The organism is Paenibacillus sp. FSL R5-0519 (assembly GCF_037974275.1).
Lineage (GTDB): Bacteria > Bacillota > Bacilli > Paenibacillales > Paenibacillaceae > Paenibacillus.
This window is the reverse complement of record NZ_CP150234.1, coordinates 3206367-3220087: the sequence shown is the minus strand read 5'-3', so window position 1 is coordinate 3220087 and position 13721 is coordinate 3206367. Positions and strand designations below refer to the sequence as shown.

The 13721-nt window shown below is 46.6% G+C and carries 11 protein-coding genes; 9 read left to right on the top strand and 2 right to left on the bottom strand.

The genetic code is table 11. The features are described 5' to 3' along the window. The first annotated feature begins 109 nt into the window (after positions 1–109). The 3 genes from MKY73_RS14620 to MKY73_RS14610 all read left to right on the top strand — a co-directional run bounded on the left by MKY73_RS14620 (position 110) and on the right by MKY73_RS14610 (position 3230). Positions 110–928 carry a helix-turn-helix domain-containing protein gene (locus tag MKY73_RS14620; protein WP_339308602.1) on the top strand — a complete coding sequence of 273 codons (819 nt, stop codon included), beginning with the start codon at positions 110–112 and terminating at the stop codon, positions 926–928. A 24-nt stretch (positions 929–952) separates the two neighbouring features. After that, entirely contained in the window at positions 953–2125 is a 1173-nt protein-coding gene (locus tag MKY73_RS14615) for an MFS transporter (protein WP_339308374.1), read from the top strand. Positions 2126–2261: 136 nt separating this feature from the next. Then, on the top strand, positions 2262–3230 hold the full coding sequence (locus tag MKY73_RS14610; RefSeq protein WP_339308373.1) for an ROK family protein: 969 nt from the start codon (positions 2262–2264) through the stop codon (positions 3228–3230). A gap of 184 nt (positions 3231–3414) precedes the next feature. On the opposite strand, the gene MKY73_RS14605 is transcribed toward MKY73_RS14610, so the two are convergent. Then, entirely contained in the window at positions 3415–4203 is a 789-nt protein-coding gene (locus MKY73_RS14605; RefSeq protein WP_339308372.1) for an AraC family transcriptional regulator, read from the bottom strand. A gap of 135 nt (positions 4204–4338) precedes the next feature. Here MKY73_RS14605 and MKY73_RS14600 point away from each other — a divergent pair, with 135 nt between their 5' ends. Continuing rightward, the gene (locus MKY73_RS14600; protein ID WP_339308371.1) at positions 4339–5760 is read left to right on the top strand and encodes a family 43 glycosylhydrolase; all 1422 of its coding nucleotides are present in this window, start codon (positions 4339–4341) and stop codon (positions 5758–5760) included. A gap of 96 nt (positions 5761–5856) precedes the next feature. Here MKY73_RS14600 and MKY73_RS14595 read toward each other — a convergent pair whose 3' ends face one another. Further along, entirely contained in the window at positions 5857–6777 is a 921-nt protein-coding gene (locus MKY73_RS14595; protein ID WP_339308369.1) for an AraC family transcriptional regulator, read from the bottom strand. Between the two features lie 170 nt (positions 6778–6947). Between MKY73_RS14595 and MKY73_RS14590 the strand changes: the two genes are divergently transcribed. The 5 genes from MKY73_RS14590 to MKY73_RS14570 all read left to right on the top strand — a co-directional run bounded on the left by MKY73_RS14590 (position 6948) and on the right by MKY73_RS14570 (position 13554). Further along, positions 6948–7823: a fumarylacetoacetate hydrolase family protein gene (locus MKY73_RS14590; RefSeq protein WP_339308367.1), complete on the top strand. Its 876-nt coding sequence runs from the start codon at positions 6948–6950 to the stop codon at positions 7821–7823. Positions 7824–7843: 20 nt separating this feature from the next. Beyond that, positions 7844–9310 (top strand): alpha-ketoglutaric semialdehyde dehydrogenase GucD, encoded by a 1467-nt coding sequence (gene gucD / locus MKY73_RS14585; protein WP_339308366.1) that lies wholly within the window; start codon positions 7844–7846, stop codon positions 9308–9310. 16 nt (positions 9311–9326) lie between these two features. Next, positions 9327–11303, top strand: a complete 1977-nt coding sequence (locus MKY73_RS14580; protein ID WP_339308364.1) for a YjhG/YagF family D-xylonate dehydratase — start codon at positions 9327–9329, stop codon at positions 11301–11303. A 62-nt stretch (positions 11304–11365) separates the two neighbouring features. Beyond that, positions 11366–13021 (top strand): glycoside hydrolase family 43 protein, encoded by a 1656-nt coding sequence (locus tag MKY73_RS14575; protein ID WP_339308362.1) that lies wholly within the window; start codon positions 11366–11368, stop codon positions 13019–13021. Positions 13022–13203: 182 nt separating this feature from the next. Continuing rightward, a complete protein-coding gene (locus MKY73_RS14570) occupies positions 13204–13554 on the top strand; it encodes an SH3 domain-containing protein (protein ID WP_339308360.1) in 351 nt (116 codons plus the stop codon). The last annotated feature ends 167 nt before the right edge of the window (positions 13555–13721 follow it).

Here is a 13721-nt window from a genome sequence, read left to right as displayed (position 1 = left end):
GGTTGATTTAGTTGATTTAACTATAAAAAAAAGAAGCATATTCCCCTTGACTTTCCCCTGCACGGGAAACTATATACTCGCATTATATTAATAGATTGGAGATGATATGTTGTTCAAAATCAGTGCATTTTCCAGGCTAAGTAGGGTTTCGTTAAAAACCCTGCGTTATTATGACCAGATTGGCATACTTAAACCGAGAAAGGTAGATCACGAAACGGGTTACCGTTACTATTCCGCAGATCAGCTTCTGGAACTCAACCGAATCCTCATTTATAAAGAATTGGGGTTTACGTTGCCACAAATCACACAATTGCTACAGGAACATATTACATTGGAGAATATTCAAGGCATGTTTCAACTGAAAAAAAGCGAAATTCAGCAGATTATCGATACAGAACAAGCCAAACTCGTCCGAATTGAGGAACGCTTGCAGCTTATGGAGGAAGAGGGGCACGTCGAAACTGGGCAAGAAATCCGAATCAAAGAGGAAAGTGCTCGGCAGTTTCTTTTTCAGACTGGGTACGGGGGGGATGAGGATATTCCGAGTTTATTTCGTCAGTTTGATCGCTCATTAACCAAAGAAATACGTCAAATGACCCAGGGGCCACAGGTTGTTTTGTGGAGAGAAATCCCTGGACAAGAGGAAAAGTTTGAATTGGAAATAGGTTATTTCTTAACTTGTGAGCTGCAATTACCTCCATATCCATTTCAACTCCGGACTCTTCCTGCTGAGCCCATGATGGCCACTATAGCTTATCGTTCCAATGCCATCTTTGCTTGCAAAGCCTGTGTTCATTTAGCTACATGGATTGAAAAGAATAACTATCAGATCAAGGAAAACGAAGCGGGTAGGGAACTATATTTACCCTTATCCCAAGAACAAGATGCACAATTCATAGAGATACAGATCCCAATACTAAATAGATAACTGAAGAAGACGGAGTGGAGTAAAGTGAAAAATAAATGGATCATATATATCTTGGCGTTAGTTGTTTTTCTGATCGGAACGCTTGAGTACATCATTACGGGAGTCATTGAAATGATCGCCTCAGACTTGAGCGTGTCTACTTCCCAAGTGGGGTTACTGGTGACTGTATTCGCTCTGTCAGCCGCCATTATTGCCCCGATTCTCATTGCAATTACAATAAATATGGATCGCAAGAAGTTACTGTTATCCACCCTCAGTGTGTTTATTGCCAGTAACGGACTCGTGCTTTTTAACCTTTCTTACGAAACTTTACTATGGGTACGAATGGTACAAGGGGCTAGCGGAGGCATCGCTACTGTAGTAGCGATGGCCGTAGCTACACGACTGGTTGAAAAAGAAAAGCGGGGCAATGCCATCGGCATCATTTTGATGGGGCTGAGCAGTTCGTTAGTGCTGGGTGTCCCATTGGGTACATTTTTTAGTGAAAGGTTTGGATGGAGAGTTCTATTTGTATTGATTGGATTGTTAATTGTTCTTCCATCACTTATTATCAACAAAAAGGTTCCGGTAATCAAAGAGGAAGAAAAGATCACCCTCAGAATGCAGCTCTCCACTTTAAAAAATCCACTCATTCTGACGGCCTTACTTATTACGTTATTGTATATCGGCGGCTATTCGACACTGTTCACGTATATTACGCCTTTCTTGCAAGCTTCATCCACTCTTACCATGACCGAGATCAGCGGTGTTCTGTTTCTCGCGGGAATTTGCAGCTTTGTCGGATCAAAAGTGGGCGGACAATTGGCAGATGCAAAGGGATCGAAGTTTACAATGTGTCTAGGCCTTCTGTTACAAGGGGTGACTCTTCTTTTGTTCGCTCTAGCTGGAGTTAATCTTGTGATGTTAATCTTGGTTTTAATGATTTTTATGTTAGCCACGTGGAGCATATCTCCCGCCCAGCAACTATATCTGGTTACACTGGCACCTTGTAATCCTGATATTGCCCTTAGCGTCAATACGTCGTTTATCCAATTTGGTTTTGCATTGGGATCCGGATTAGGCGGGATTGTGATCAGTCGTACATCAGTCCTGCACTTAAATTGGTTGGGTTTTGGAGCTGTAGGCATTGCTTTACTTCTTGTCATTATACTATTTAAGAACTTGAGAAGCAGGACGGGAACAACAGATCCATTGTAATTTCAGGATGGTAATTGTTGCTTCTAAAGTACTTGGCTTTGTTGAGATGCAATCATCATGGCAGAATAGAGCATAAGTCCATTAACAAATTGATGTTTGTTCATCAATATCAAATTAAATGAGAGCGGAGATTATTATGCGAGAATACATCATCGGAATTGACTTGGGTGGAACCAATATTAAGTCCTCCATTTTCACTCTGGAGTTTCAAAAAATTCACGAAAGAAGCGACCCTACAGAGGCGGTAAAAGGACCGTTCCATGTATTAAACCGAATTGTACACATTATCCAAGAAATGCTGTCTTCTGAGGGGATTGAGCCAGCTTCTATTCTGTGCATGGGTATGGGCATTCCTGGATTATTAGATCCGGAGCAGGGACTATCCATATTTTCACCTAATTTTCCAGACTGGGAAAACATTCATGTCGTGAACTATATGAAAAATCATTTTGAATTTCCTGTTTACATCGACAATGATGTTCGGGTAAATCTGTATGGTGAATGGCAGTTTGGCGCAGGCACAGACTATAAAAACCTGATACTGATAACGTTAGGCACAGGTCTGGGATCTGGTATTGTCAATGACGGAAAGGTTATTTACGGTACTACATCGAGTGCCGGTGAAATAGGTCATATGAATATGTACCGGGAGGGTCGGCCTTGTCGTTGTGGAAGCTCGGGCTGTCTGGGGAGATACGTGTCTGCGGTAGGAATCGTCAAAACCTTTACAGACAAGCTTGAGGAAGGGCGATCAAGTATGATTCTGGAATGGGTAGGAGAGGATTGGACGACAATGACTGCACGTATGATCTCGGAAGCATATGATCTTGGCGATTCACTTGCTATTGAAGTTATGCATGAGACCGGTAAGATTCTCGGATTTGGTCTTTCCAATGTAATCAATCTGTTCAATCCGGAAGTGATTATTATTGGTGGTGGAATGTCGGCAGCCGGTGATCGATTGCTGAATACGGTGCGTGACACTGTTGAGAAACATGCGTTAAAGCTTTCATCCCATGCATGTAAAATAGTGCAAGCGAAATTAGGAGGGCAAGCAGGAATGATCGGCGCGGCTGCATTTGCCAAAAACAAGATGTCATTATAAAGTATCTCGATATGATAATAGATCAATAATGCTTGAGAATATGTCATTGCAATATCCAGGCTAAAACCTTAACTTAAAATGACAGTAGAGAACGCTAACAAACTCGTTGACGTATACCTTTTGGATGGCTAAGAAGTTATGTGTAAATGCCCATTGGACAGAGCGAGAGAGTGAGATTTATCTCTCATTCTGTTATGTCAGCCGGGTTCTTTATGTCGTCGTTTATGAATCGCTTGGGTGATGCACCCGTCATTTGTTTGAATTGCCTGCAAAAATGCTCGACATTACGATACCCGCACCTGTCGGCGATCTCTGCAACCGTATATTGACGATGTCTGAGGTGCTCTTTAGCTAACCGAATTCGGCTATGAATTACATCTTCCATACACGACACCCCAAAGGAGTTCTTATATACAAGCTGTAAGTATCCCGGACTAATATTCATGATTTTGGCCATGGCAGCAACTGTCCATGGGTGACTCGGATTATTGTGAATCTCTGTTCGAAGCTTCATCAGAGGATAATGCTGCGGGCCAATACTCTCTTGAACGCAAGACTCCAACAGCTTGTTGAACAGCGTTCGTAGTAAATAATCTATCGTTGATTCTCGGTAGTTTTTCTGGAAAGAATGCTCAGCAACAAGTAATTGAAACAGCTTGTGACAAAATTCAGGATCATCTAATGGAAATGGTTCGCCCTTCGGTAGGGAAGTTTCGGTTACATACATCTCATCACTTTCGAAACGAATCCAATCATTCACATATTGCTCCGTACAAGAGCGATAATATATTTTCTGATGAGGTGGATAGAGAACGGCACAATGAGGTGGATAATCTATCAATTTCCCGCCCACCCAGAACTGTGCAGGAGTCTGAGTAACAACTAACAGCCAGCAATCATGTCCTTCTGGAATATCAAACACAAACGGATGGTTATGGGCAGCATCATATTCGACGTAAAAAATCGTATTCATTGTTCTTCACCTTTACCATGCAGGTTATGGAATAAATAGAAACACTTATGGAACATTGTAGTTGTTCTCTATTATACGAAAGTAATCGTAAGTGTAATAGATGGTCTATCAATTTATACAAGGAGTGTGCATTGAATGAATAAACAAGGTTTGAATCCATACCTACCATCCTGGGAATATATCCCCGACGGCGAGCCTTATGTATTCAATGATCGAGTGTATGTGTATGGTTCACATGACCGTTTTAACGGACATGCCTTCTGTCTGAACGATTATGTATGCTGGTCTGCACCCGTGAATAACCTTGGGGATTGGCGAAATGAAGGGGTAATCTACCAAAAAACTGATGACCCCCTTAATCCAAATGGTCATATGTGCCTGTATGCGCCAGATGTTACGCGGGGTCCCGACGGACGGTATTATCTGTATTATGTGTTGGATAAGGTACCCGTTGTTTCGGTGGCTGTATGTGATACACCTGCTGGCAAATATGAATTCTATGGGTATGTACAATATGCTGACGGCACTCGTCTCGGCGAAAGAGATGGGGATGAGCCGCAGTTCGATCCCGGCGTGATGACTGAAGGACCGCATACCTATCTGTATACCGGTTTTTGTGCACCTGGAGACCCATCAAGACATGGCGCGATGGCCACGATGTTAGGTTCAGATATGCTGACGATTGTGGAAGAACCCGTATTCGTAGCACCGAGCGAACCTTACAGTAAGGGCAGCGGTTATGAGGGCCATGAATTTTTTGAAGCGCCTTCCATCCGCAAGAGAGGGGATACCTACTACCTCGTATATTCCTCTATCGTTATGCATGAATTATGTTATGCCACCAGCCTGTTTCCAAATAGAGGATTTACATATCAGGGCGTCATCGTAAGCAACTGTGATCTCCATATCGACTCCTACAAACCTGCTGACAAACCCATGTATTATGGAGGCAATAACCATGGCAGCATTGTAGAGATCAACGGAGACTGGTATGTTTTCTATCACCGTCATACCAATGGTGACGCATTCAACCGCCAGGGCTGTATTGAGAAGATATCATTTGAAGAGGACGGCAGCATTCCTCAGGTGGAAATGACCTCCTGCGGCTCAAACGGTAGACCGTTGGAGGGAAGAGGCGAGTACCCTGCGTATCTTGCATGCAATCTTTTTACCCAAGAGGATCAAAGGTATACTGGCGGTTTCGGGGCAGGAGCCTGGCTTGACAGCCGATTTCCCAAGATCACCCAGGATGGAAGAGATGGTGATGAAGAGATCGGTTATATTGCCAACATGGTTGAATCCGCAACGGCAGGGTTTAAGTATTTTGATTGCAAAGGGATTCGCCAAATCTCGATCAAGGTGCGTGGATATTGTAACGGGGTATTTGAGGTCAAAACCGCATGGGACGGTCCTGCACTGGGTACAATACCGGTACATTTCACTAATCATTGGAAACCCTACACAGCCGAGATTAATATTCCGGATGGTATACAGGCGTTGTATTTTACATATCGGGGTTCGGGAAGTGCGAGCCTCGCTGCATTTATTTTAGCGTGAAAGTTGCATCAGAACATCGAATACCTGAGAAAGATAGAGCAGCTTCTGGACATCCAGCAGCTGCTTTTTGTTTTGGTTAGCTTCCTGCGGCTCAGATTAAGTATAGTCATCCGAATGTGTGGCTTCACTATTCTGCTGCGAATGACTGCGAAATTCACTTGGCGCGATGCCTGTCCACCGCTTGAACTGGCGGCTGAAATGCGCATTGGTCTTATACCCCAACATCATCGCAATATGGTCTATGTTCAGGTCGGTTTGTTTTAACAAGCGCTGTGCTTCGTTCAGAAGGGTTTCCGATAGAAACTTACGCGGAGCGATGCCGTATACCTGCCGAAATATACGATTAACCTGTGACGGGCTAATGCTCAGCGACTTGGCAATATCCTGAATCCAGGTTCGCTCGCTCTCCTGGATTTCCCCATGAAGATGGATATATCTCACCGATTCCTCAATGTGCTCAGCAATCTGATGGGCAATGGTTTCTTTTCTCGACAACGTAACGGATGCTTGCTGAGATAACTGTCCAACCAGGGAACCGAGCAGTTCGAACACAGCAGCATGCACCTTCATCTGTTTGGAAGAGGATAGCGAACTCGACAAATGCTCTGTGGCCAGATTATACAAGGTAGACAGGGAAGAGGACAGCCCCAGAGCCAAATTAGAATTTGCCGGATAATAGATGTCTTTGCAACGGTTGAGTTCTCTGCAAAAGGACGTATCCTGTACACTGAAATGCACGGAAAAGTATGTGAACCCCTCCGGTCCGGCACCCGTACAGGAATGCGTCATACCAGGGCGAATGAACAGAAGATCGCCTATAGTCTGACTGTATAACTCTCCGTTAACAACCATATTCATCTGGCCGTCCATCATCCAGTGCACTTCATACATTGAATGCTCATGAGATGGATACGTCCAGGTTGAATCGACTTTTCTTGCATGTAGCCCCAATAATTGAAAAGACATGCGAACATCAGGCAGACGACCTAAATACACGGCTTCCGAAAGCTTGGCCACAGCACCCAACCTCCTTATCCTTCTATATACCAACATCTCTAGATTTATCTTAACAGAAAAAAAATGCGTGAAAAGGGTAATTCGTTGGAGTGATTAGAACATCGTCACGAAACCTGGCTGGTGCTAAGGTAATATTATCAACCCAATAGGGAGAATGGGGGCAAGCTTGAATGCGAATTATTCGATTTCTGGACGGGCAACAAAAGTGGCTGGCAGCCGTTACGGATGATGAAAAAGCCTATCGTTTGCCGCAAGCCGATTTTATGACTTTGATCCATCAAGCAAAAGAACAAGGGATATCACCTATTCAACTTGTTGAAAGCGCTTTTAAACCATTAAACAAGCTGACGGATGATTGGACTACCTTGCACCTGATCACACCAGTGGATGCCCCGGAAGTATGGGCGGCAGGTGTTACGTATCAACGAAGCAGGGAAGCGAGAAATTATGAAGCGACGGATGGAAAAATGGATGCAACGACCTTTTACGATAAGGTATACGATGCGGAAAGACCCGAAATCTTCTTTAAATCCACGGCAGCGCGAACGGTAGGTCCGAATGATGCCGTCACGCTCCGAAGCGACTCCACGTGGCAGATCCCGGAGCCTGAGCTTGGATTGGTGCTTGCGGGTGACGGAAGTATTGTAGGATACATTGCCGGTAATGACATGAGCTGCCGTGATATTGAAGGGGAGAATCCGCTGTATCTGCCACAAGCCAAAATGTGGCGCAACTCCTGCTCCATCGGTCCGGCTATCCGATTGGCAGAAACGGTGCAGAATCCGTACGCATTCAGCATTGTCTGCGAAATTTATCGCGCAGGTAAACTGGTTGTTAAAAGCGAGGCAAACACAAGTGAATTAAACCGTAAGCTGGATGAATTGGTCTCTTTTTTAGCAAGGGACAATGATTTGTTTGACGGTACGGTTCTTTTGACAGGTACAAGTATCGTTCCCCCTAATGAATTCACACTTGAACCCGGAGACCGCATTGAAATATCCATTAGTGATATCGGGACACTCGTAAATTCTGTTATTTCAAACTAATCTATAAGGAGGATAAGGCTATGACCGCATTTCAAGTGGATCAGACGTACAACAATTATATTAATGGAGAATGGGTGAAGGCCACGTCTGGTGAGACCGAACCGAGCATCAATCCTGCGAATCGGAAGGAAGTTGTCGGCTATGTACCCACTTCCGGCGTAGAGGATTTGAACCGGGCTGTCGCAGCGGCGAAGGAAGCAGCAAAAAAATGGCGGAGATTATCGGGTGCAGAACGTGGCAACTATCTATTTCAGGCAGCAAATGTGCTGGAACGTCGGGCCGATGAAGTTGCAGAGGCGATGACCAGGGAAATGGGCAAAACACTTCCTGAAGCCAAGGGAGAGACGATGCGCGGTGTCGCGATCTTAAGGTATTACGCCGGAGAAGGCATGCGAAAAACAGGAGACGTTATCCCCTCGACAGACAGCGAAGCGCTGATGTTTACGACTCGTGTACCCCTTGGCGTAGTAGGAGTTATTGCCCCTTGGAATTTCCCTGTAGCCATTCCGATTTGGAAAATGGCTCCGGCCTTAATCTATGGCAATACAGTTGTGTTGAAGCCGGCTCAGGAAACTGCGGTCACTGCGGCTAAAGTCATGGAATGTTTTGAAGAGGCGGGCATCCCGGCAGGCGTTCTTAATCTGATCTGCGGCAGAGGCTCAGTGATCGGTTCAGCACTTGCCGAGCATCCTGATGTGGGCGGAATAACATTTACGGGTTCCAATGAAGTGGGGAAACGGGTTGGCGCTGCAGCGCTGGCGCGCGGGGCCAAATATCAACTTGAGATGGGTGGTAAAAACCCGATCATCATTGCAGCTGACGCTGACCTGGATTTGGCTGTCGAAGCCACCATCAGCGGTGGATTGAAATCAACAGGGCAAAAATGTACAGCTACCAGTAAGGTCATCATTGAACGAAACGTATACGATGCCTTTAAAGAAAAACTGCTCTCGCAAATCCAGGAAATTCGGCTGGGTGACGGCATGTCTGCTGGAAGCTGGATGGGTCCATGTGCGAGTGAAGGACAACTCAATACGGTGTTGAGTTATATCCAAAAAGGTCAGGATGAAGGTGCCGTTCTGCTTGCTGGCGGAAAAAGAGGAGACGGTCCCGGACTGGAAGAGGGATTCTATGTGCAACCGACCGTATTTGAAGGGGTCGAATCCCATATGTCCATTGCCCGGGAAGAAATCTTCGGTCCGGTTCTGGCCTTGATTGCAGTAGATTCCCTGGAGGAAGCGATTGAAGCGGCGAATGACAGCGACTACGGCTTAAGTGCTTCCATCTATACTCAGAACGTAGGGGCGATGCTGTCCTTCATCCGGGACATGGACGCAGGACTCGTCAGAATTAATGCAGAAACGGCCGGCGTAGAGCTGCAAGCTCCGTTCGGTGGAATGAAGATGTCAAGTTCACATTCCAGAGAACAGGGGCAAGCGGCTATCGAGTTTTTCACCGCCATCAAAACGGTCTTCGTGAAGTCATAAACTGTGGGAGGCTATCATGTACGAACAGATTACGTCGATTATGGGGGAGAAGGCATCCAACTGCTTTGATATCATAGCACATGCTCCAGGGGCTGCCGGACGTCTGCCTTTAACGGATGATTTACTACGAAATGCTCCAAGCGGCGACTTGTTCGGCATGTCCCAGAATGTTGGAATGGGATGGAAACCTGGGGAATTGAACGGAAAACAATTTCTGATCTTAAGTACACAAGGCGGCATTCGCAACGAGGATGGTAGTCCCACAGCTCTCGGTTACCATACGGGTCATTGGGAGGTCGGTCTACTGATGAAAGCTGCCGCAGAAGAACTGTCAAGCCGGGGAGGAATCCCGTTTGCCGGCTATGTCAGTGATCCGTGTGACGGCAGATCACAGGGAACGACCGGCATGTTCGACTCGCTTCCTTACCGGAACGATGCTGCCATGGTATTTCGCAGACTGATTCGCTCGCTGCCGACACGTAAAGGGGTGCTGGGTGTCGCTACTTGTGACAAAGGTCTACCGGCAATGATGCTCGCGCTTGCCGGTATGCCGCAATTGCCTGGTGTAATTGTTCCCGGTGGCGTCACGCTTCCACCTACCGATGGAGAGGACGCCGGTAAAATTCAGACCATCGGTGCACGATACGTCAGCGGGGAACTTTCGCTCGAAATGGCGTCGGATTTGGGATGCCGCGCGTGCGCTACACCGGGAGGAGGCTGCCAGTTTCTAGGTACCGCCGCAACAGCCCAGGTCGTAGCAGAGGCCATGGGCATGACAGTACCACATGCCGCGCTCGCACCTTCCGGGCAGCCCGTCTGGATTGAAATGGCGCGCCAATCGTCACGCGCACTCATCCATATGGAGTCTCAGGGAATGAGGATGGCAGAGATCGTCACGGATGCATCCATTCGCAATGCCATGACCGTGCATGCTGCGTTTGGGGGATCGACCAATCTGCTTCTTCACATACCGGCGATAGCCCATGCGGCTGGTTTAACCGTGCCTACGGTACAGGACTGGATACAGGTCAACAAGAATGTTCCAAGACTGGTTAGTGCCCTGCCTAACGGTCCGATCTTTTACCCGACCATTCGCGTCTTTCAGGCCGGAGGTGTACCAGAGGTTATGCTTCACCTCAGACAGCTTGGTCTGTTGGATGAGTCTGTACCAACGGTTACAGGTACGTCATTGGGGCAGGTGCTGGATTGGTGGGAATCGTCGGAACGCCGTCATCTCATGCGGAAGCAGTTGAAAGAGCAGGACGGCATCGATCCGGACAGTGTCATCATGAGTGTAGAACACGCCCAGCAGCTTGGCATCTCTTCGACCGTAACATTTCCAACCGGAAACATCGCTCCGGAAGGTTCTGTCATCAAATCCACCTCTATTGATCCTGCTGTGCTGGATGAGAATGGCGTGTACCGTCATCGTGGCAGAGCCAAGGTATTTACCACCGAACGCGAGGCGATCCGTGCGATTAAGACCGGAGGTATCTCGGCTGGGGATGTGGTCGTGCTTCTCGGACGAGGTCCATCCGGAACCGGAATGGAGGAGACGTACCAGCTAACCTCTGCGCTTAAGCATCTGTCTTTTGGCAAATACGTGTCACTGATTACGGATGCCCGGTTCTCCGGTGTTTCCACCGGTGCGTGTATTGGTCATGTTGGCCCCGAAGCGCTGGCAGGCGGACCAATTGGCAAGCTGCGGAACGGAGACCTGATTGACATCGTGGTGGATCGGAGCACGCTGGAGGGCAGCATTAACTTTGTCGGAGAAGGAGAAATCGAGGTTTCGCCGGAAGAAGGTGCTTTCATCCTGGCACAAAGGTCCTTCCATCCGGATATGCGGCCTGATGAAGCTTTACCGGACGATACAAAGCTCTGGGCTGCGCTGCAATCTGTCAGCGGCGGAACATGGAGAGGCAATGTATACGATGTAGAGCGAATTATAACTGCTCTGGAAGCCGGCAAAAAAACGCTGGGCTGGTACTGATTTCTACCTTTCGTGTATTTGCTGTTGTACAGATCATCACTTTCATACCGGAGGTTTCTTCCATGAACAGTATCAAGAAAATGATCACCAATCCCATCCTCCCCGGATTTCATCCAGATCCGTCCATATGCCGGGCGGGAAAAGATTATTATATCGCCACGTCCACCTTCGAATGGTTCCCCGGTGTACGCATACACCATTCGCGAGATCTGGTTCATTGGCGACCAATCGCTTCACCGCTGACTCGTGCAAGGCAGTTGAACATGGAGGGCAACATTAACTCCGGAGGTGTATGGGCACCATGTCTCAGTTATGACAACGGCGTGTTTTACCTGATCTACACCGATGTCAAAAGCCGGGTAGGCGCCTTTAAAGACACTCACAATTACCTTGTGACAGCAACCGATATTGAAGGGCCTTGGTCCGAACCGATATATCTCAACAGTAGCGGTTTTGATCCTTCCCTGTTTCATGATGGGGACGGACGGAAGTGGCTGGTCAATATGATATGGGATCACCGCAAGGGCAAAAACCGGTTTGCAGGCATCGTTCTGCAGGAGTATTCGGTTGGGGAGCAAAAGCTGGTCGGGCCAGCCAAGAACATTTTTGAAGGAACCGCTTTAGGATTAACCGAAGCACCTCATCTGTATAAACACAAGGACTATTATTATCTCATTACGGCTGAAGGGGGAACCGGTTATGAGCATGCGGTTACAGTAGCACGTTCCCGTACATTACAAGGCCCTTACGAGGTTGATCCTGCCAATCCGATCCTTACTTCATATGGCAGAACGGATTTGGCTCTGCAGAAGGCAGGCCACGGCAGTCTTGTTGAAACACATACCGGCGAATGGTACATGGCTCATCTGGTTGGACGACCTGTTCATCAAAAATATTGCATTCTTGGACGTGAGACCGCACTTCAGCCGTGTACGTGGAGCGAAGACGGCTGGCTGAGGCTTGCGAGCGGTAACCGGTATCCCGAGGTCCAGGTCATTGCACCGAAGATTACGGCACATCCGTTTGAACCGTTAGCTGAAATGGATCATTTTGATCAATCCGAGCTTCGGAATGACTGGAATACTCTTCGCATTCCACCCGACCCGACTTGGCTCAGCTTGTCGGAACGTCCCGGTTACTTGCGCTTGCACGGTATGGAGTCAATGAGTTCAACACATAGGCAAAGCATGATCGCGCGAAGATTGCAAACGTTTGAGTGTGAAGCCGAAACAGCTCTGGAATTTGCGCCGGATCATCCACAGCAGATGGCAGGATTGATTTTGTACTACGATACCAAGGACTATCTCTATTTACGTATAACTTATCATGAAGAAAAGGGGCTGTGCTTGGGAATTATTCAGTCCAAGTACGGGGTGTATGACGAACTGTTGGAGGATATTCCGCTAGAGTCGGTGAATACGCTTCGCTTAAAAGCAGTGGTTGATCATGATCGCGCCCGCTTTTACTATGCGTTAAATAAGAATTCATCCTGGAATCATGTAGGCGAGTGGGTTGATATCACACATCTGTGCGATGAATCTCCGGAGTATATTCGGTTTACGGGAACCTACATCGGACTTTGTGTGCAGGATCTCGGTGGAACTCGAAAACATGCCGATTTTGATTACTTTGTGTATAGAGAAGCAAAGCATGAAGTGAATGCATTAAGCCATATAGATTCTGCGGATGGTGTGTCTGGAGAGTTATCAAGAAATTAGAAGATTGTGTGATATTGCTCAAATGTTATAAGGTGGACTCGTGATAAAATATTTCTATTCGGATAAAGCAGCGCTCCCTTGTGAAGGGGGCGCTGCTTTATCAAATAGGGATAAATAACTACATAATAATATGATATTATGTTTGTCGGTAACAGGTCGAATATAATAGTTGGAGGCATATTATGAAATTATATAAAGTTGTTCAACCCCATAATTCAAACTATCCTGATCCCATCGTTTTAGCTAAAGGAGATACAGTCCTATATGGGAGAGAAGATACTGAATTCCCCAACTGGATTTTCTGTGAATCCGTGCATTCTAAAAAAAGCGGCTGGGTACCGAAGCAAATATTAAGCACTCCCAATGAAGAACAGATCGCGACTGCATTATCAGATTATTCAGCACACGAATTAACCGTAAAACCCGGTATCATCGTTACAAAAGAATTTGAACTAAATGAATGGAGTTTTGTTCATACCGCAGAGGGTGAAAAGGGCTGGTTACCAAATAAGGTATTGACTCCATCGGAATAATAATGGAAGGCATAGAGAAACTTACTCTAGATCATAAATGGGGATAATTCGCAGTTGTAATGGTCTAGTTCGTGATTAGGCATGCATTTACCTTGAGGATTTTATTCCTCTCGTGTAATGCATGCCCGTTTTTTATTTGTGCTGTAAATCCCTTGTGATTTTGCGTC

Bases quoted from the DNA above. Each gene is read 5' to 3' on its own strand.
- MKY73_RS14610 (WP_339308373.1), top strand. From the start codon at position 2,262: ATGCGAGAATACATCATCGGAATTGACTTGGGTGGAACCAATATTAAG.
- MKY73_RS14605 (WP_339308372.1), bottom strand. From the start codon at position 4,203: ATGAATACGATTTTTTACGTCGAATATGATGCTGCCCATAACCATCCG.
- MKY73_RS14600 (WP_339308371.1), top strand. From the start codon at position 4,339: ATGAATAAACAAGGTTTGAATCCATACCTACCATCCTGGGAATATATC.
- MKY73_RS14590 (WP_339308367.1), top strand. From the start codon at position 6,948: ATGCGAATTATTCGATTTCTGGACGGGCAACAAAAGTGGCTGGCAGCC.
- gucD (WP_339308366.1), top strand. From the start codon at position 7,844: ATGACCGCATTTCAAGTGGATCAGACGTACAACAATTATATTAATGGA.
- MKY73_RS14580 (WP_339308364.1), top strand. From the start codon at position 9,327: ATGTACGAACAGATTACGTCGATTATGGGGGAGAAGGCATCCAACTGC.
- MKY73_RS14575 (WP_339308362.1), top strand. From the start codon at position 11,366: ATGAACAGTATCAAGAAAATGATCACCAATCCCATCCTCCCCGGATTT.
- MKY73_RS14570 (WP_339308360.1), top strand. From the start codon at position 13,204: ATGAAATTATATAAAGTTGTTCAACCCCATAATTCAAACTATCCTGAT.